This window comes from Planktothrix prolifica NIVA-CYA 540 (assembly GCF_963864145.1).
GTDB lineage: Bacteria > Cyanobacteriota > Cyanobacteriia > Cyanobacteriales > Microcoleaceae > Planktothrix > Planktothrix agardhii.
Map to the genome: position 1 here is coordinate 1,882,258 of NZ_CAWLTW010000001.1, position 16,876 is coordinate 1,899,133.

At 40.3% G+C, this 16,876-nt stretch carries 17 protein-coding genes; 8 read left to right on the forward strand and 9 right to left on the reverse strand.

Features of this window, described 5'->3' with window-relative positions; genetic code table 11:
• Positions 1-54: 54 nt before the first annotated feature.
• From AC559H_RS08635 to AC559H_RS08645, 3 genes are all read right to left on the reverse strand, one after another.
• Positions 55-1,572 (reverse strand): DUF5331 domain-containing protein, encoded by a 1,518-nt coding sequence (locus AC559H_RS08635; RefSeq protein WP_026798483.1) that lies wholly within the window; start codon positions 1,570-1,572, stop codon positions 55-57.
• Between the two features lie 36 nt (positions 1,573-1,608).
• Positions 1,609-2,475 (reverse strand): ferredoxin:protochlorophyllide reductase (ATP-dependent) iron-sulfur ATP-binding protein, encoded by an 867-nt coding sequence (gene bchL / locus AC559H_RS08640; RefSeq protein ID WP_026794315.1) that lies wholly within the window; start codon positions 2,473-2,475, stop codon positions 1,609-1,611.
• An 807-nt stretch (positions 2,476-3,282) separates the two neighbouring features.
• Positions 3,283-4,665 (reverse strand): helix-turn-helix domain-containing protein, encoded by a 1,383-nt coding sequence (locus AC559H_RS08645; RefSeq protein ID WP_026794316.1) that lies wholly within the window; start codon positions 4,663-4,665, stop codon positions 3,283-3,285.
• Between the two features lie 392 nt (positions 4,666-5,057).
• Between AC559H_RS08645 and AC559H_RS08650 the strand changes: the two genes are divergently transcribed.
• From AC559H_RS08650 to AC559H_RS08660, 3 genes are all read left to right on the forward strand, one after another.
• Complete coding sequence (locus tag AC559H_RS08650) at positions 5,058-5,576, forward strand: FxLYD domain-containing protein (protein ID WP_026794317.1); 519 nt, start codon at positions 5,058-5,060, stop codon at positions 5,574-5,576.
• Between the two features lie 34 nt (positions 5,577-5,610).
• Positions 5,611-6,129 (forward strand): hypothetical protein, encoded by a 519-nt coding sequence (locus AC559H_RS08655; protein WP_026789165.1) that lies wholly within the window; start codon positions 5,611-5,613, stop codon positions 6,127-6,129.
• Positions 6,130-6,340: 211 nt separating this feature from the next.
• Positions 6,341-6,550, forward strand: coding sequence for a type II toxin-antitoxin system HicB family antitoxin (locus AC559H_RS08660; RefSeq protein ID WP_026789164.1), 210 nt, complete (start codon positions 6,341-6,343; stop codon positions 6,548-6,550).
• 1 nt (position 6,551) lies between these two features.
• Here AC559H_RS08660 and AC559H_RS08665 read toward each other — a convergent pair whose 3' ends face one another.
• Complete coding sequence (locus AC559H_RS08665) at positions 6,552-8,543, reverse strand: ShlB/FhaC/HecB family hemolysin secretion/activation protein (protein WP_052349320.1); 1,992 nt, start codon at positions 8,541-8,543, stop codon at positions 6,552-6,554.
• Between the two features lie 128 nt (positions 8,544-8,671).
• Positions 8,672-9,559, reverse strand: a complete 888-nt coding sequence (locus AC559H_RS08670) for a DUF928 domain-containing protein (protein ID WP_051340011.1) — start codon at positions 9,557-9,559, stop codon at positions 8,672-8,674.
• A 208-nt stretch (positions 9,560-9,767) separates the two neighbouring features.
• On the opposite strand from AC559H_RS08670, the gene AC559H_RS08675 reads away from it, so the two are divergent.
• Together AC559H_RS08675 and AC559H_RS08680 are read left to right on the forward strand one after the other, a co-directional pair.
• Complete coding sequence (locus AC559H_RS08675) at positions 9,768-11,471, forward strand: transglutaminase-like domain-containing protein (protein ID WP_148292207.1); 1,704 nt, start codon at positions 9,768-9,770, stop codon at positions 11,469-11,471.
• Between the two features lie 122 nt (positions 11,472-11,593).
• Complete coding sequence (locus AC559H_RS08680; protein WP_162832330.1) at positions 11,594-11,743, forward strand: hypothetical protein; 150 nt, start codon at positions 11,594-11,596, stop codon at positions 11,741-11,743.
• Positions 11,744-11,900: 157 nt separating this feature from the next.
• Here the strand turns inward: AC559H_RS08680 and AC559H_RS08685 are convergent, their stop codons facing one another.
• Complete coding sequence (locus AC559H_RS08685) at positions 11,901-12,449, reverse strand: helix-turn-helix domain-containing protein (protein ID WP_237745583.1); 549 nt, start codon at positions 12,447-12,449, stop codon at positions 11,901-11,903.
• A 160-nt stretch (positions 12,450-12,609) separates the two neighbouring features.
• On the opposite strand from AC559H_RS08685, the gene AC559H_RS08690 reads away from it, so the two are divergent.
• The 3 genes from AC559H_RS08690 to AC559H_RS08700 all read left to right on the forward strand — a co-directional run bounded on the left by AC559H_RS08690 (position 12,610) and on the right by AC559H_RS08700 (position 16,001).
• Complete coding sequence (locus AC559H_RS08690) at positions 12,610-14,874, forward strand: calcium-binding protein (RefSeq protein WP_026794320.1); 2,265 nt, start codon at positions 12,610-12,612, stop codon at positions 14,872-14,874.
• Positions 14,875-15,312: 438 nt separating this feature from the next.
• Positions 15,313-15,543, forward strand: coding sequence for a hypothetical protein (locus AC559H_RS08695; RefSeq protein WP_036832888.1), 231 nt, complete (start codon positions 15,313-15,315; stop codon positions 15,541-15,543).
• Positions 15,540-16,001: a type II toxin-antitoxin system PemK/MazF family toxin gene (locus AC559H_RS08700; protein ID WP_081693654.1), complete on the forward strand. Its 462-nt coding sequence runs from the start codon at positions 15,540-15,542 to the stop codon at positions 15,999-16,001. Before AC559H_RS08695 ends, AC559H_RS08700 begins: the two co-directional genes overlap by 4 nt.
• 99 nt (positions 16,002-16,100) lie before the next feature.
• On the opposite strand, the gene AC559H_RS08705 is transcribed toward AC559H_RS08700, so the two are convergent.
• From AC559H_RS08705 to AC559H_RS08715, 3 genes are read right to left on the reverse strand one after another with little or no spacing between them, the layout of a single operon-like run.
• Positions 16,101-16,328 (reverse strand): type II toxin-antitoxin system HicB family antitoxin, encoded by a 228-nt coding sequence (locus AC559H_RS08705; RefSeq protein WP_026789159.1) that lies wholly within the window; start codon positions 16,326-16,328, stop codon positions 16,101-16,103.
• A complete protein-coding gene (locus tag AC559H_RS08710) occupies positions 16,325-16,549 on the reverse strand; it encodes a type II toxin-antitoxin system HicA family toxin (RefSeq protein ID WP_026789158.1) in 225 nt (74 codons plus the stop codon). Before AC559H_RS08710 ends, AC559H_RS08705 begins: the two co-directional genes overlap by 4 nt.
• 39 nt (positions 16,550-16,588) lie before the next feature.
• Positions 16,589-16,807, reverse strand: coding sequence for a DUF4926 domain-containing protein (locus tag AC559H_RS08715; RefSeq protein WP_026794322.1), 219 nt, complete (start codon positions 16,805-16,807; stop codon positions 16,589-16,591).
• Between the last annotated feature and the right edge of the window lie 69 nt (positions 16,808-16,876).

The following is a 16,876-nucleotide window of genomic DNA, read 5'->3' on the forward strand; positions in this document are numbered from 1 at the left end:
CGTGCAGATTCAAAGTCCAAACCCGATTAAGGATTAGGAAACTAGGTCGGGAAATTATTTAAAATCCGACAGAGAAATTTCATCATCATCTGAAGAACCAGTTAACCCTTCGATATCGATATCATCCATATCTCCCGTGGTTAAATCCCCCATATCGTCGAGATTAAACTCCCCTAAATCATCATCTCCTAATCCCAAATCATCTAAATCTCCACCAGCATCAAGACCTAAGCCATCGGAGGAACTATCTTCTAACCCGAAATCACCGAGATCATCATCCAGACCGGAATCCGTATCTCCTAATTCCAACCCTCCTAAACCTTCTGAACCGAGTTCGTCCGCTTCTAACCCAAAATCGTCCATCCCATCTAAACCCAGATCATCGGAGGCATCTAAACTGAGATCGAGTTCATCGGTTAAACCATTTTCTTCGCCCAGTTCGGTCTGAACATCATCTCCCCAGACATCAGAGTCGGTATTGATGTCCAATTCCGCCGATGTTGTTTCCGACTCTAGCCCAAAATCCAAATCATCGGACTCAAGTTCATCGGACTCCAAACTCATATCCAAATCATCGGACTCAAGTTCATCGGATTCTAAACTCATATCCAAATCATCGGACTCAAGTTCATCGGATTCTAAACTCATATCCAAATCATCGGACTCAAGTTCATCGGATTCTAAACTCATATCCAAATCATCGGACTCAAGTTCATCGGACTCCAAACTCATATCCAAATCATCGGACTCAAGTTCATCGGACTCCAAACTCATATCCAAATCATCGGACTCAAGTTCATCGGACTCCAAACTCATATCCAAATCATCGGACTCAAGTTCATCGGACTCCAAACTCATATCCAAATCATCGGACTCCAAATCCATGTCTAGGTCATCAGTCCCCAGAGATTCTGATTCATCCTCCAACCCAAGCTCAAAGTCTTCCTCGGCTATGTTAGCGGTCTCTGTGTCGATATCTAAACCCAGATCCCCCATGCCCAAGTCATCATCTTCGAGATTGAAGTCATCCTGGGTTTTCTCCATCACCGCAGCCACACCCACAACCGCAGTAGCGCCCGCTACAGCCGCCACAGCACCCGCAACATTGAGTTTTTGTGCCGGGGTGATCTCCGCCTCTAAACTCAATGTTTCTGGAGGTGCCGGAGGATGATATCCAGGGACAGCCTGAGCTACGGAAGTAGGTATTTCTGGTGAGGGAGAGTAACCCGGGGCAACGGGAACAGAAGTCGGGGCTTGAACCACAACCTTTGTAGGCTGTTCCGATGTAGACCTACCCCCCAACGCCAAATCCGGGTCAAAATTCAGCCCTAACACCTCAATCAGTTTTTCGGGATCGGGATTGAGCTTGGAAAAGGGCAACATCAATTGGGCTGCCTCGGGGTCAAGGGCGTTGATCGTTCCTAAAATGAGGGATGAGGCAGGTCTTCGACCGCCATCTGGGGTCGGGATTGAATTCAAATCCATTTGCAGCACCAGCCATTCCCGATTGGCCTGGTAATATTGCAACCACTTATCTTTAAGTGCGGTGGAAAAGTCTTTGAAGAAAGCCATAACCTCTATATCCTCATCCTGAGATAGCTAGACATATTAAACCATCATCAGGTCTAGCTCAGGATCGTGACTTTGAACAAGGGGTTGAGTTGGATTTAGATAAAAATCTGATAACAACGAGAATAATTCCCGATCTGGGGTGTCTTGAGGGACGACTCCTTCGGGTTGGGATAATAGTTGATCGGCAATATTTAGGTAATAATCACAGACATAGTTGAGGGACGGATCGGTTTCGGCCATCTCAAATAGGGTTTTTCCCTTAACGCGAGAAACCCGAATATCTTCGATTAAGGGCAACACTTCTAAAACGGGCATGGGGACGGTTTCAATATATTTTTCAATCAAATCCCGTTTGGAGGTGCGGTTGCCAATTAAACCCGCTAACCGTAGGGGGTGAGTCCGGGCTTTTTCGCGTACCGAAGCGGCGATGCGGTTAGCTGCAAATAGGGCATCAAAACCGTTATCGGTGACAATTACGCAATAGTCGGCATAGTTGAGGGGGGCAGCAAAACCACCACAAACCACGTCCCCTAAGACATCAAACAGGATGATATCGTATTCGTCAAAGGCGTTGAGTTCTTTCAGAAGTTTAACGGTTTCTCCCACGACGTAACCGCCACATCCTGCACCCGCCGGAGGGCCACCCGCTTCAACGCAATCTACCCCGGCATAACCTTTGTAAATCACATCTTCTGGCCAAATATCTTCGTAATGAAAGTCTTTTTCCTGCAAGGTATCAATAATCGTGGGAATTAAAAATCCCGTGAGGGTAAAGGTGCTGTCGTGTTTGGGATCGCATCCAATTTGCAGGACTTTTTTACCCCGTTTGGCTAAAGCGGCAGAAATGTTACAGCTTGTGGTTGATTTACCGATTCCGCCTTTACCGTAGACTGCTAATTTCACGATTGTTTCTCCTTATCGGTTTTGATTAAAAACTGTTGACTGTTGGCAGTGGTTTTCTTGGTTTGATACAGCCATTATTGTCTAACTACCCCAGAAAGGAAAGGGGTGATTTTAATGGATATGGCTATAAATTCAAGATTTATCGCGGATTAAAGATTAATTTTAACTATATCAAATCAGAATCAATTTTAAGCCTCAAAGTAATATTTTTAATTTTTATATTACTTTTTTATAAAAATAGTTACAATAAGCAAAAAAATCAAAACTAGGTTGGGTTGAAATGTCCAAAAGTTACCCCCATAAAACCCTTTACCCTAATCAGTCATCAGTTAAACAGTGATCATTGACTCTGGTATCCCATCGTAATTCAGGAATTTTTGGCCTAAAGGACTAAGCAATTTTACTGATTATTTACCCTAAAAATTCCTTGATCAAAACTAACCCCGTTAAATGTTAATTTTTGCAAATTTTTCCGCAGAGGATTAAAAACCTAGTTTTTTGAAGAAACCGGGTTTTTTGGGCGTACCTCCATATTTCAGAATAATTTCCCCTCGTTCCAATGCTCTGCATTGGAATGCCAATTTTGAGGCTCTGCCTCAAATAATAACAGGAGGCGGAGCCTCCATCAACGGCATTTCTAGGTAGAACCTAGAAACGAGAAAATTATTGAGGTTAATTGTTTTGATTATAGGTTTCTGATTGCGCTTAAGCGCAACAACGGGGTTGATCAAATTTGTTCTAAGTTTAGGGTGAATTGGGGTAGGATATTTTCCCCTGATAATATTTCAAAATATTGACCCCTATTTTTTACAATTCATTTAGACTCGCTATATAATATTTCAGCATCGGTTGAAGGGTAAAATAGATGCGACTTTCTAATTGTAATCTTTCAATCCAACACCTTTGTCCTAAAGAAGCTAAGGCTTTTAATACATCTGAATGAGATATTTTCAGATTAGATTGAAACTCTGATAGCATAATCCTGTTAGGGTTTTGTCCTAAATGAATAATAATTTTTTGTTCTAATTCCGATAAACGATTAAATTGTTGGGTCAAACTTTCCGTTAAATCCTCTCCTAGAAATAAAGTTTCATAGTCTAAAAAATCAGAAACTTTACCTCCAAATAAATTTTTAATAACCGTAGAAATACTATTTAAAAAATATGGGTTTCCTCCATAATAATCAAGTAAAGTATTCCAGTTTTCAATATTTGATAATCCCTGAGCTTTTAACAAATCTTTTGCTGATTCTCCTAAACCAGAAAGCAATAAATAATGTATCGCTGTATTTTTCCCTCTTGATTCAATTAAATCTTTTGGTAATTCCCAACTATTGAGTATTACGCAGCTTTGGTGATTTAATTGACTGATTTTTTTAATAAATAACCGATAATTCTCAAAATTGGGTCGATAATTTCCAGCTAATTGACCTGAATTAAATAAAGTTTGAAAATCATCTAAAATAATTAAGCAACGTTGCGATCGCAATACCTTCATTAATTCACTCAATTGTTCATTCAAAGTTACTGGAAGTTGATTTGCTGGTTGGTCTAATAAAAATTGCAGTAAATTTATTAATAATTCATTTAAAGCGGGTTGAGCCTCCAAACTTTGCCAAATTACCGCATCAAAATTTTCTTGAATCTCTTGAACTAATTTAACCGCTAATGCTGTTTTTCCGATTCCACTCATCCCCAAAAGCATCACCACTCGACAGCGTTGTTCGAGTATCCAATCTGTTAAAGTTTCCAGTTCTTCTGTTCGTCCAAAAAATTCATAAACATCCGGTGCATCATCTAAATTAACTCTTAATAAAGGTTCATTTTTATTGTTTTTAGGTGTAGCAGAATCATCTGAGGATAAAGGAGGTTTATGACAAACATTAATATGATTAATTTGTACAGAATCTTTAGCAAAATTTAGGAAATTAGAAGATTTTTGCCGATTCAGAGTCGAACGTAAATTATATTTTCTCACTTCTTCGCCTAAAGCATCGGAGAGAATTTTCCATAAATCAGAAGCAATATCCTTGACATGACCCTCAGAACAGTGAAACGCATCCGCCACTTTTGAGTATTTTTCGTTCTCTAAACTCCCCCTTAATATCGCTTCTTGAAGATCATCCAGGCGCTTTCCCGTCTTGGTAAAAACCAAGTGATCCGCTAGTCTGAGGACTTCTTGCACGTCCATACCCTGTGTTAGATGTTAGTTTTGTCTCTATTGTACCCGACTTTTTCCGACCTCAACCACTTTCTCCGACCTTTTCCGATTTTTTCCGACTTTCTCAAATCTGAAAAAAATATAAAATTCCCGACTTAATCCGACTTTTTCCGACTGTACAGAATCACAAATTATCCTATAATAATACCTAGTTAAAATGATGTGTAGTAATTATTCATCTGAGCTAATTAGCCCAAATAAATAGTTTTAAGTTTTGATTTAACCCCGCTATCCAATATCTGAATAGTTTTAATTCAAACTAGCTAATTTTAACACAAGTTTGAACTTAGCTAGATAGAAACTATAGGCATTGAAAATGTTCGGGTTTCTATCTAGCTAAATTTCAAACAGAAGGAGAACGTATGCTTAATCAATTTAACGGTTTCAATCAAGTTGTAGGAATTAGCTTGATTTCACTTTTGGGTGTATCAACGATTACTATTTTAGTAACTTCTGATCAGCAAAATGTTGCTATAGCACAGGAAAATCCTGGTTGTTTTATTGTTGATCATGCAGACCGAGTTATTAATTTAGATGGAATCTGTATCCCTGAATTAAAAGCAGAGTTAGAGCCTCCGGCTATTATTAAAGGCATTGCTTTAACTAATACAAAAATAATTAGGGAAAGATCAGAATTTCCTTTTATAATAGGTACAATTACTAATACAACAAATGAAACTATTCAGGTTAGTCAGATAACCTTACAATTTGAGGATAAATCAACAGGAGATGTGATTACAACTGAAACATTAGATGTAGAAGCTTATTTGGCTCCCAACCAAAGACGTGAATTTAGAAAACCTGTTTTGAAAGACACAGATTTAGGAGGTCGCAGAGAAAGCGATATAAAAATACCACCCGTTTTTGTAGACTGGAGATAATAATTTGGTATTGATATTTTAAGGATATATAAACATGAAAATCAATGAAATAATGTCAAAGTTTATTCTACCATTGACATTATTTAATACTTTCTTTTTTTCAATTTTAGACATTAAAGCTCAAGAAGTTGAGGGTTGCTTTTGGATCAATTCTCTCGATCAAAATATGCGAATTCCAACTTATATGTGTGGAAGATTAAATTCTACTATTCAAAATCCTGCTCAAATTTTGAATAACTTATCAGTAGAACAATCTTTTATTCAAAACTATAAAAAGTTAGCTAATTCCCAGGAAGAACCTTTGTTAAAAAGTCTTCTATTAAGCACAATTAAAAATTCACCAGATGGAGAAGTTAATGAAGCCAAAAAGTTTTGTGCTGCTTTTCAATCAGGTCAATCTTACCAAGATATTATTAAATCTGAATCTGAAAAACTGTCTCAACAAGATGAAGGTTCAGCAACATACAGAGCTAATCTTCGCCTTGTCAGTTTTCGTTTGGTCTTAGCTACTAAACATTTTTGTCCTCAATTTGCCTCTCAAATTAATCAATAAGAGTAATAATGATCTCGTTCCAATGCTCTGCATTGGAATGCCAACTTTGAGGCTCTGCCTCAAATAAAAGGAGGCGGAGCCTCCATTAATATCATTTCTAGGTAGAACCTAGAAACGAGGAGATTGGGATTAATTGCAGTAGCCAAAATACCTAGATTTAGATAGGATTGAATTAACTAATTCTGGATATTATGTGCGTGATTAGATAGCCATGAAAATTTTACGAGACTATACGATTGTTACCCGTCCTGATGATAATGGAACATTTGTCGCTTACGTCCCAGCCATTTCTGGTTGTCATGCTTGGGGAAAAAGTTCAGAAGCAGCTTTATCTGAATTAATTTATGTTTTTGAAATGATTCAGGAAGAATATCAAGACAAGGGAAATACGGTCGCAGAATTTAATCAATTGAGAAAGTAGCTTAAGGTGTATAAGTCACACTAAAATAAATCCCATCGTCTTGAATATTATTACCCCGATCGCTAATACTAATTAAGGGAATTCCATAGTCTAGGCGAAGATTTAAGCCGTTAACAGGTTGCCAAATTAATCCTAGTCCTGCACCCGCTAAAAAGGTTTTACCGATAATTTGGTTGGGGTTGCGATCATGGTTCCAAACCCCACCAAAATCGAGAAATGGAGCCAGTTGAAATACGGGTTCGGAGTCTTGATTTCGATCTAAGGTAATTCGATCTTCAAAGGAAATCCGAAAGCCATTATCCCCAGCCCGGACATTTTGACGATAACCTCTCAGGGATAAAGCACCTCCGATAACAAATTGTTGTGAGGGAAATAACGGATCGGCCGATAATTGAATATCCCCTTGGGCAATTAGAAGATTATTTTCCCCTAAACGTTGTACCCGTTGGACTTGACCTAACCAACTGAAAAACGCCGCATTGGGGGTACTGACATCGGTGGCGCCGAGGATATCTAAACCGAGGTTAAATTGCGATCGCAAAGCCCAAGCCCCTTCTGTGTCTCGAATCAGATAGTCCTGTCCAAATTTCAGCACACTGGTGCGAGTATATCCCTTACTATCTGGCCCGGAGGCAAAGGGTTCTCCGTTATTGTCTAAAAAGGTTTGACTATCTTGGTAAGCAAAGCCAAAAGAGAGGGCAAATTCCGAGATTGGGTTACGGATCAGTGGCTGACGATAGCTAATTTCGTAACGTTGAGATTTCCCTTCAATATTCAGGGCGTCGAAGGGCTTTTGAGTAATCCGATTTTGGTAAGGTTGAACTCTCAGTTGTATGGTTCCGTTCATGGGGTTAATCGGAATACTATACAAAGCATCAATAATATCTGAATCCCCATTCGCAATCAGGCGAGTGGTATTATAAGACAGTCCCAGGAAGTCCCCGCGACCTGTAAGATTGAGATGACGGACACTTATCCCCATGCGTTCAGAACCAATACTCGGTGGAGAATAGTTATCCACATTCAAACTAACCCCAAAGGGCGGTGCTTCTACGACCCGCACAATTAAAATACTCTGACCTTCTTGGGTTCCAGCCCTTAAACTGGCTTCTACGGTTTCAAATAAGGGGTTAATTCTTAATAGTCGCAATTGGTCTTCTAAGGCGGCGGTACTCAGGGGTTTAGCCGCACCTAAATTAATCCGACTGGTGATATAGGAGGGATGGAGGCGTTTGATTCCTTCCACTTCGATATTTTCTAGGGTTCCTTCAATTACCTGAATCTCGACAATGCCATTATTAATGGTTTGTTCGGGAACAATTGCTCTGGAGGTAATATAACCCCGTTCCAAATAAATGGCTGTGATTTTATCGGCGATTTCTCGCAGTTTAGTTAGGGTGACAGAAGTATTTTCCAGAGGGTTAACTAAGGTTTTTATTTCCTCTGAGGTAAGAATAGTGCTACCAGTAACGTTAATCTGTTGAACCGGAATCGGGGTTTCATCCGTTGGCGGGGTAGGGGCGGGGGTAGGAGTGGGGGTTAATTCAGGATTTGGCGGGGGTTCGGGTTTCGGGGGGATAGGAGGTCGGGGTAAAAAGCGATCTCTGTTAGGATCGGGCTGGGGAACCTGGGGGGGAATATTAATTGGTGTGGCTTGGGCCAAAGTGGGACAATTCCCAAAATCACAAGATTCTCCTGAAACCCCTTTTCCTGAGAAATCCGCAAAGTTCAGGGTTTGTAGAGGAGGAATTGGAGGAATATCAGCAAGTTCTGAGGGTGTTACAGGTGAAGGAGAAAGGAATGGGATTGATTTTACAACTGGAATCTCGTGCTCGGGGGTCAGGGATTCGGGGGTTTCTATGACAGAGGAGATTAGGGTTGGAGATTCTTGAGAAAGGCCTTGACGAGAAAATAGGGAAACAACCAGCAATAGGGTACTGGTAACTATCAGACCACCGTGACAAAATTTTGTAAAATTTTCACTCCTACCCATAGAATGCCTATTTTTTTATCAGTTATCAGTTAACAGTAATCAGTAATCAGTCAACCGTCAATCATTAAAACAATAAAATCAAACTTTTTTCGGTTACAATGACTGTCTACTTCCATTTACGGGGATTACTAATTGGTTTGAATTTTCAGAATAGGAGCATCGAGGATAGATTGAGCTTTTTCTTTATCAATCTGAGTTTGTTTTTGATCCGGATCAAAGCCAATAGATTTTAATAGATCGTTCCACTGATTGTTAAGAGATGAATTTTCAGAATCATTCAATTTTAAGGTTGCTAAAGTTGATATTGTTTCATGCCAAAGTCCTTGGTTGGCATAGATTTTTAAACGTTCTAAGGGATCGGTTGTTTGTCCTAATTCAAGTTTTTGATTGGGACTTAAAGCAACGGAATTAATCCAGCCACTCACGAGAAGATCATTAGAAGCATCACTACTGTTACATTTAAGTGCTATATACCAACGATAATTTTTATTGTCTTGTAAAGTTACGGATTTAGCATTCTCAGACCACTGAATTCCTACTATTCCAGGGCGATCGGTGCTGATGGGAAATGTGGTTTTGTAAAGGGTTTTATCCCCTTCATCTGCAATCTCAAATTCTAATATCTTTTGATCGACTGTCCCTGAAATATAAAGAAAAAATGCGGGTTGACCTGATGCGGTGCGACCCATTGTAGACTCTGGAATTAAAGCAGTCATCGAACTAGGACAACCTATGCCCCGAGTTCCGCCCCCTTCTCGACGCCCGGGTACTCCCCGTTCGGGTGGTGTAAAGGCATTCCAGTTGGTAAACGGTGAATCACTGCTTTGGCCCGATTGTTCAGGTTGCTGAACCCGTTCCCGATCCCCAAAATTAACCTGATTCTGTTCATCCCCCAGATTCTGAGGTAAGGAGGCTGAATGGGCGGCAGTCACAATCAAACTATTAGCAACCACGATTTGCAACAATAACGTTAGTCCAAGGGTTGCACGGTGGAGGAAAAACATTGGCATAGCCATAATTAATCACGCTTACCGATGGGCAGAGATAGTAGCATTTATCGACATCACTATTGTATCTAATGTTCCTGCAAAATTTGTCAAAATCTGTGCTTAATCTTAAATGTTTGAGTCTGAATCAGATTTTAGGAAAATTTAGGTGTTGTTGCCTATCTTAAGTCTGAACTTTGACCTGATTCGATCAATAAATATCCTGGTTTCAACTATAATGACAATTTCTATGAATCTTAACTCATTGACTTTTGGAAAAAATAGCGGTTTTAAACCTCGGACAATTCGGCCCATTGGGGTTTCAGCTTTATATGGCTTAACGTGGTTAGGAAATACCCTATTGGCGATTGATACCTCCCGGGGATTTTTACTGCAAATTGACCCCAAAACAGATAATGCCACGGTTGTTAATCCTGATTTAACTTTAGCTTTTAGAGATGTGACGGGTTTGGCAATTTGGCAGGATAATCTTTGGTTTACTCGCGGCAATGAAGTCTATTTTTGTCCCCAGGTTGTTCAAGGTAATTCTATTATTAATCTTGAACCTCAATTGTTTATGCTGTTACCAGATGTAGCTACTGGAATTGCGGTTTATGAATCGACTCTTTATTTTGCTTGCGATCGCATTGCTTCTATTCTAGTTTATAGTCAAAATACCAAACGAGAAATTACCCGCTTTTCCGCCCCAGGGATTGGACTAGAAAACCTCACGATTAGAAATGAAGAATTATGGGTTTGCGATCGAGAAGAACAGACGGTTTATTGTTTGGAAAAAGCCACAGGAGAAACTCGATTTAGTGTGTTAACTCCCTTTGAATCTCCTACTGGTTTAACCTTTTATACTGACCCAGAAACCCAAGAAGAAGTTCTCTATGTAGCCTATGCTGGCAGTGAACTTTATATCCGAGATAATCCCAGTTCCTATGAGCAATTTGAATTAGCAAAACGCAATCGTACTTTTATCCATCCCCTCTCTTTTCATTTTAATCAACAGGAAAACTACGCCACATCTAATGGCTATTTGATTGAAATGTCCTATGTGGAGGAATTAGAACCCTTAGATGCGGTTCATATCGAAAATTTAGAATGGCGAATTGCCCTACCTTCTAATACAAATCGCCAGAAAGTTTTAGAGGTTTCGGCGATTGGAATTCCTTTTCGAGAGGAATTTGAAGATGGGGAAAGAGTCGCGGTATTTCAATTTAATCCTTTGACTTCGACGGAACGTTTGATTTTTGGTTGGAAAGCATTGTTAGAAGTTCGGAGTATTAAATATCAAATCCATCCCCGTCAAGTAGAAAATTTACCTAAACTTTCCTCGGATTTTCCCGAAAAGTATTTTATAGATGATGATCATTTGGCTATGAATACGGCAGTTGTCCAAGCAGCGGCAAAAACAGCAATTCGCAATGAAACTAATTTTCTCCGAAAACTTTTAGGTATTCGTAATTATGTCTATGATCAGTTATCCTATAGTCTGACTTCTAAAATTGAAAATCCCGATGTAGTTTTGCAGCGAGGAATTGGTTCCTGTGGGGAATATGTGGGGGTTTTATTAGCTTTAGCCCGATTAAATGGCATCGCTTGTCGAACTATTGGACGTTATAAATGCCCGCAATTTCCTGACCGTCGAGGAGTGCCTTTACAACCGGAATATAATCATGTTTGGTTAGAATTTTATATCCCTGGTTTTGGTTGGGTTCCGATGGAATCTAACCCCGATGATATTCAAGAAGGCGGGCCCTATCCTCTGCGATTTTTTATGGGATTAGCTTGGTATCATATTGAAATTGGCAAGGGTATTCGTTTTCAACGATTGACCAGTCAAGGGGTTGATGTTGACCGCGAAAAAGTCTCTCTGGGAAGCTTAGCAATTAATCATGTTCGGTTTACCATTTTAGATGAGTTACCTGCGGTGTAAACTACTGTTACCCAGTTTCACAGATTAATACTTTTGCTAGATTGTTGTAGGGTGAATCAAATCATGATTCCCTCTACAAATTGAATTAAAATAGATAAAAACTGCACTGTTTCAATTAACCTATGGAAGTTTTACAAGAGTTAACCCTGGTTGAGATTTTGGTATTATTGGCTTTCTCAATGTTGATAATTTTTACCGGAGGTGTCATTTATTTAACGGTGGCTGAATGGCGCGATCGCAGACGTAGAGAAGATGAAAAACGTCTACGGTAAATAATGATCACGGATTTAAGAGGATTTCACGGATTTCACGGATTTTAATCTGTGTTAATCTGCGTAATCCGCTTAAATCTGTGAAAAGAAGTATTTTATCTATCTGTAATGCAAAAAGAGGACTCCCGTTAAACCTGAAAGGTTAACGGCGAGAGTGTCAAGATAATTCACGCAATATTGTTTCGATCACCCCATCGGGAAGACCAAGCAATTGAGCAATTTGGCATGGTTGGATACCTTGATTGTGCAATTTGCAAACGACATCAGCAACATCAATTTCGAGGCGTTCGATCTGAGTTTTGAATCTGGATTCAGTGGGTTGATTGTTGTCAGAGTTGCTAGGCGATGAAAGACTGGGGTTGAGGTTGAGAGTGTGGACGTATTCAACGGATTGAATATATTGAATATAATCTCTACCGAAGTTTGAGTTATTGCTAATATTTCTGCGATCGCAAGCAGCTTTGAGATTGCCTTTTTGCATATCTTCATCCATAACTACCGAGAGAGTTTTGAGTAGCTTGTAGCCGACTTCTCGGACGTATTTGGTAGTGTAGCGGGTGTCCTGGGCGATCGCTTCGTAGGTTTTGCCATCATACATTCCCTGAAACACTAGCTGTTGTAGCGTGTTGAGATGTTTGCCCGTTTTCTCGAAGATCAGGCAATCGACCAATTTCAGCAGTTCGTTTTCGTCAGGGACGGCTTGCAACGGGCGATCCTCCTTGGGGAGCTTATGTTGAGTCAAGGAAAAATAAAATTGTGTAAAACTTCGGGCTTTTTTAGGCTTTTTCGGGCTTTTTTGGTCAAGACAAATGCAATCAAGGTCAGGTATAGTAGTCACAAATTTATCTGAGTGAAAGTGAGACACAATGCCTGACAATGTAGCTTTGTTAGAAAAGAACAATGACTTACTGAATGGTAGCAGTGCAGAAAGTCAAGAGGATTGCGGCTGTTCCTTCAAAAAAGCCCCGACTCAAGAAACGGTATCGAATGCTCAGAATGTCCAGAGTATCCTCAACCCTGGGGGCAACGATACGCTAGAAAGCTCTGTCACGCAAGACCTCTTAAATGCTAACACAGGAAACGAATTTCTCCCCAGTTCTACTGCGAATATCAGGCGATCAAGTTCTCAAGTCGGCGGGGGCTCACTTTCGAGCGATGGTAGTGCTTACATTTTAACCGAGGGAAGCGACACATTCACGATTCCCCTCGGCTTGCTTGATACTCTTGTAGGCGGTTTGCGGGGTTTAGGCGGTGCGGATTCGATTACGGGTTCGGAATCTGCGGATATCGTCTATGGCGATGAAGGGGATGACAGAATTGAGGGCCTCGGTGGTGCTGATTTGTTCTACGGCGGCCCGGGAAACGACTTTCTGAGTGGCGGTGCGGGCCAAAACGGTCTTCTTGGCGGTGATGGTGCAGACACTTTGCAGGGTGGTGAAAGTGCTGATGGTGTCAACGGAAATAGGGGTGATGACGTAATTTTCGGTGGAGGCGGTAACGACTTTTTGCGAGGTGGTCGCGGTAACGATATTGTCAATGGGGAAGATGGGGATGACTTAGTAATCGGCGATTTTGGCAATGATACTTTGACTGGTGGTGCGGGTCAAGATGTGTTTTTTCTGCGCTATGAGGCGGCTTTAGGCTCTCCGACTTTTGATTTAATTACTGACTTTCAAAGAACAATTGATTTCATCGGACTTAGTACAAATCTTCGGGAATCTGATGTTATTTTGGAGTCGAAAGTGCAGCCTTCTGGTGGTTCGGCTGTAGATATTAAAGTAGCTGCAACAGGGACTTTGTTAGGTACTGTTTTAGGAGTGACACCAGAGGATTTAAAAGGTCGTTTCAGACCTTATGATGTGGAAGGAGAGCGTCCTGAAGATGTAGCAACAATTGATTTACCAGAAGTAACAAAGCTATCTGAAAATAGATTTCAGATGGAATTTCCGGCGAGTGATGGTAGCAAATATACAATTGTTTTTCAAGATGATGCTGACGGACGTTTCGTAGAATCAGTTATATTTGTACCCAATCCTACAACTGGTGTTCGTGGTAGTACAACGCTTTTCAATCGAGATGGTACAAGTGCGGATATTACTCTTGAAGGATCTAATGAAACTGTACGAGTTGAGTCTCGCCAGAACGCTGAAAATGGAAACCAAGAGGAAGGTGTTATATCGGGGATCAAAGATGGTCAGATTATTGACACTGTAACTTTTCCCCTGCCAATTGAGCCAACTCCTGAGCCACCAGTTACTCCTCCACCAGTTACTCCTCCGACTGTTGGTCAACCAGATTTTGCGAAAGATTGTCAGTCGCTTGATGATTTCTGTAAAAAAGTTAACAAACTGGGTCAAGTGATTGATACAGCTGCTCTTGCGTCAGCAGTTGGTGGTTTAGTATTGCCTCCCCTTGAAATTGCTGCCGCAGGACTGGAGGTAGTGGCTATTTCACTTAAAGTCGTTAAGTACAGTTGTATATTGCTTACGGGTAGTGATATGGATTTAGGTTTGAGTGCGATTAGTGATTTGTTTGGACGGGTAGTTAAGAGTTCTACAACAATAAACCAGATCAACTATTCTGGTGCTATGCTCCTTGATTCAGTTCGGGAAAAGGAGCCGAAGGAGCCGACAGTTTCTAAAGAAGACTTGTTGCCTCAGATCCGAAAGTTTCTTACTAAAAAGTATAATTTTCCATTTGACTTTTGCGATAAACCTGCGACTACTCCTGTAACGCCTGAACCACCACCAACTTGTTTGCCAGGAGGAGGTTCAAACATTAAAGTAGATTTGATACCTGATCGCATCCCCTACGGACAAACGGCACAATACACACTAACATACTGCGATCCACAAAATGACATAGACAATTTTCTCGTAGAACTTGATACAAGTAGTGGAACACAAACCAAAATCATTCCCGTTTCATCTTCAAGTGGCACAATAAGTTTTGGGATACGAAACAAGCCAAATGCTTTTGGGGACTGTAGGACATCAGGTTCATTTGTAGACGTTTCAGCTAGAAGTGGCAGTCGCGACTTAAATTCTATTGCAAATTTCACAAATTTTGGTCTGGATGGTGGATCACGTGATGGCCCCATTTCCAGTTACTGTGATGTAGAGTTGGTTTAAGGGCGATATTGAATAAAATTTGTAGGGGCGGGTTCACCGATCAATTATGTCACCTACCGATAACCTTAATAAACCCGCCCCCACCGATCAATTATGTCACCTACCGATAACCTTAATAAACCCGCCCCCATCCAACGAATAATCCCGAATAACTATCACTGAATAACCATTAAATTGAATTAATTGTTAATTTGTTGGTGGGGTTGGGGCGGGTTTTTATAATTTGTTGAGGGGTGTCAAATATTCAGGCGAACCCGCCCCTACAGTCATTGGGTGCGATCGCATTGGTAGGGACAATCCTCCGCGATCGCCCTCTTGGATTCAGCTATATTCAAAGAGGTAGGCGATCGCCTCTGATGAGGTGAGTATTATGGTAAGGTATGCTTCACATCACATATATTCTATAATTTAGAAAGCTTGACAATAAGAATAACTGCTATGAAACATTTAATCCAAAAAGAGTTAGAAAAGCTCGATCAAGAACAACTCAAACAAGTATTTGAATTTATTGCCTTTCTAAAATTCCGTGCCAGATTAGTTACTATTACAGCCATTGATGAAACTAACTTAGCAGCACTTTACAGCGAATTTGCCGAAGAAGACCAACAACTTGCAGAACTCGGCATTAGTGAATATGCAGAACTCCTAAAACATGAAGATTTAGTATGACAATCAGACGAGGTGAAATCTGGATTGCCAACTTCGATCCCACACAAGGTTCCGAACAGGCTGGTGTACGTCCCACAATTATTTTTCAGAACGATACTATTTCGAGGTACACGACTACTGTTATCAGTATTCCTCTCACAAATAATCTGCGCCGTGCCTCTCTTCCTTCCTGTGTTTTTATTCCCGGCAGTGAGGGAGGATTAGCTCAAGATTCCGTTGCATTGTGTCATCAAATGCGAGTCTTAGATAAAACAAGATTGCGAAGTAAAATTGGTGAAATTAATCCAGAATTACTGATACAATTAGAAAATATCGTATTATTTACCTTGGGTTACTTATTAAAAAAGAGCGATCGCCCTCGTAGATTTTGCATTAAGGAGTGCGTGTTATGTAGAGTTGGTTTAAGGGTGATCGGATTTGAGAGAAATGTCCGATCGACTTTTATTGTTCAGAGATAGTATTTGGATCGATCGGCAAACCGCAGCAAAATATTCGTATCCACGTTCCTACTTGTCCTTTAGATAATTTAATGAGGCGCGATCGCTTCCAACCTATGTTCAAGCAAACAGAAGGTTTTCTGCTATATTTTTAGGTTTGGGGAGAGATTTACCATCTATCTGATATTCTTCAACTAAAAGCTCTAATACCTCTACTGCATTCTTCAAAGCTTCCTCGTAGGTATCTCCGTGAGTGTGGAACTGCTGGGATGGAAAATCAGGTAAATGCACTAGGTAGCAGTTATCTTCATCAGACCATTGAATAACAATTATATAAGGTAATTTCATAATTCCGAGTCCTCTTCTTTAATGGCTTTCAATATTCCGAGTTTTCGGTTAACTTCTCTCTCTAAATACAGTTTCGCATCATCGCCATCATTTCCAGCAATGGTAATTGGTTCATTAGGTAGCTCATGATGAACCCATCTGGTATGACTGCCTTTTGCCGAACGATAAGTGAACCCTGCTTTTAGCAGTAGGCTTTTGAGTTCTCGAATCTTTTTGGGCATAAGCAGACATTAAAATTGTGGCAAGGCGACACCAACACTTTAATCATAATGTAAAAGCATTAACATTGTGGCGGGAATTGTCTCCATTGCATAAGTTGTGCCATCTTGATGAGAAAATTCTACCTCAAAGGCACTGCCGTCAAATTCCATTACGACTGTTCCTACTTGTCCTTTAGATAGTTTAATGATTTCTTTGGTTTCAAAATGGGTTGCTTCTATGTCTTCTGTTAAAGCAACAATATCTTTGAATAATAACATCTTCGTTGATATAGCAATCTTAAATGATTTGCGATCAGAATATAGAACCCCACCCTAGCCCTCCCCTTA

Excerpts from the sequence above, each read along its gene's own strand:
- AC559H_RS08715 (WP_026794322.1), bottom strand. The coding sequence starts at position 16,807 with ATGTTATTATTCAAAGATATTGTTGCTTTAACAGAAGACATAGAAGCA.
- AC559H_RS08665 (WP_052349320.1), bottom strand. The coding sequence starts at position 8,543 with ATGGGTAGGAGTGAAAATTTTACAAAATTTTGTCACGGTGGTCTGATA.
- AC559H_RS08690 (WP_026794320.1), top strand. The coding sequence starts at position 12,610 with ATGCCTGACAATGTAGCTTTGTTAGAAAAGAACAATGACTTACTGAAT.
- AC559H_RS08645 (WP_026794316.1), bottom strand. The coding sequence starts at position 4,665 with ATGGACGTGCAAGAAGTCCTCAGACTAGCGGATCACTTGGTTTTTACC.
- AC559H_RS08700 (WP_081693654.1), top strand. The coding sequence starts at position 15,540 with ATGACAATCAGACGAGGTGAAATCTGGATTGCCAACTTCGATCCCACA.
- AC559H_RS08710 (WP_026789158.1), bottom strand. The coding sequence starts at position 16,549 with ATGCCCAAAAAGATTCGAGAACTCAAAAGCCTACTGCTAAAAGCAGGG.
- AC559H_RS08650 (WP_026794317.1), top strand. The coding sequence starts at position 5,058 with ATGCTTAATCAATTTAACGGTTTCAATCAAGTTGTAGGAATTAGCTTG.
- AC559H_RS08680 (WP_162832330.1), top strand. The coding sequence starts at position 11,594 with ATGGAAGTTTTACAAGAGTTAACCCTGGTTGAGATTTTGGTATTATTG.
- AC559H_RS08655 (WP_026789165.1), top strand. The coding sequence starts at position 5,611 with ATGAAAATCAATGAAATAATGTCAAAGTTTATTCTACCATTGACATTA.
- AC559H_RS08695 (WP_036832888.1), top strand. The coding sequence starts at position 15,313 with ATGAAACATTTAATCCAAAAAGAGTTAGAAAAGCTCGATCAAGAACAA.
- AC559H_RS08660 (WP_026789164.1), top strand. The coding sequence starts at position 6,341 with ATGAAAATTTTACGAGACTATACGATTGTTACCCGTCCTGATGATAAT.
- AC559H_RS08705 (WP_026789159.1), bottom strand. The coding sequence starts at position 16,328 with ATGAAATTACCTTATATAATTGTTATTCAATGGTCTGATGAAGATAAC.
- AC559H_RS08635 (WP_026798483.1), bottom strand. The coding sequence starts at position 1,572 with ATGGCTTTCTTCAAAGACTTTTCCACCGCACTTAAAGATAAGTGGTTG.
- AC559H_RS08675 (WP_148292207.1), top strand. The coding sequence starts at position 9,768 with ATGACAATTTCTATGAATCTTAACTCATTGACTTTTGGAAAAAATAGC.
- AC559H_RS08670 (WP_051340011.1), bottom strand. The coding sequence starts at position 9,559 with ATGGCTATGCCAATGTTTTTCCTCCACCGTGCAACCCTTGGACTAACG.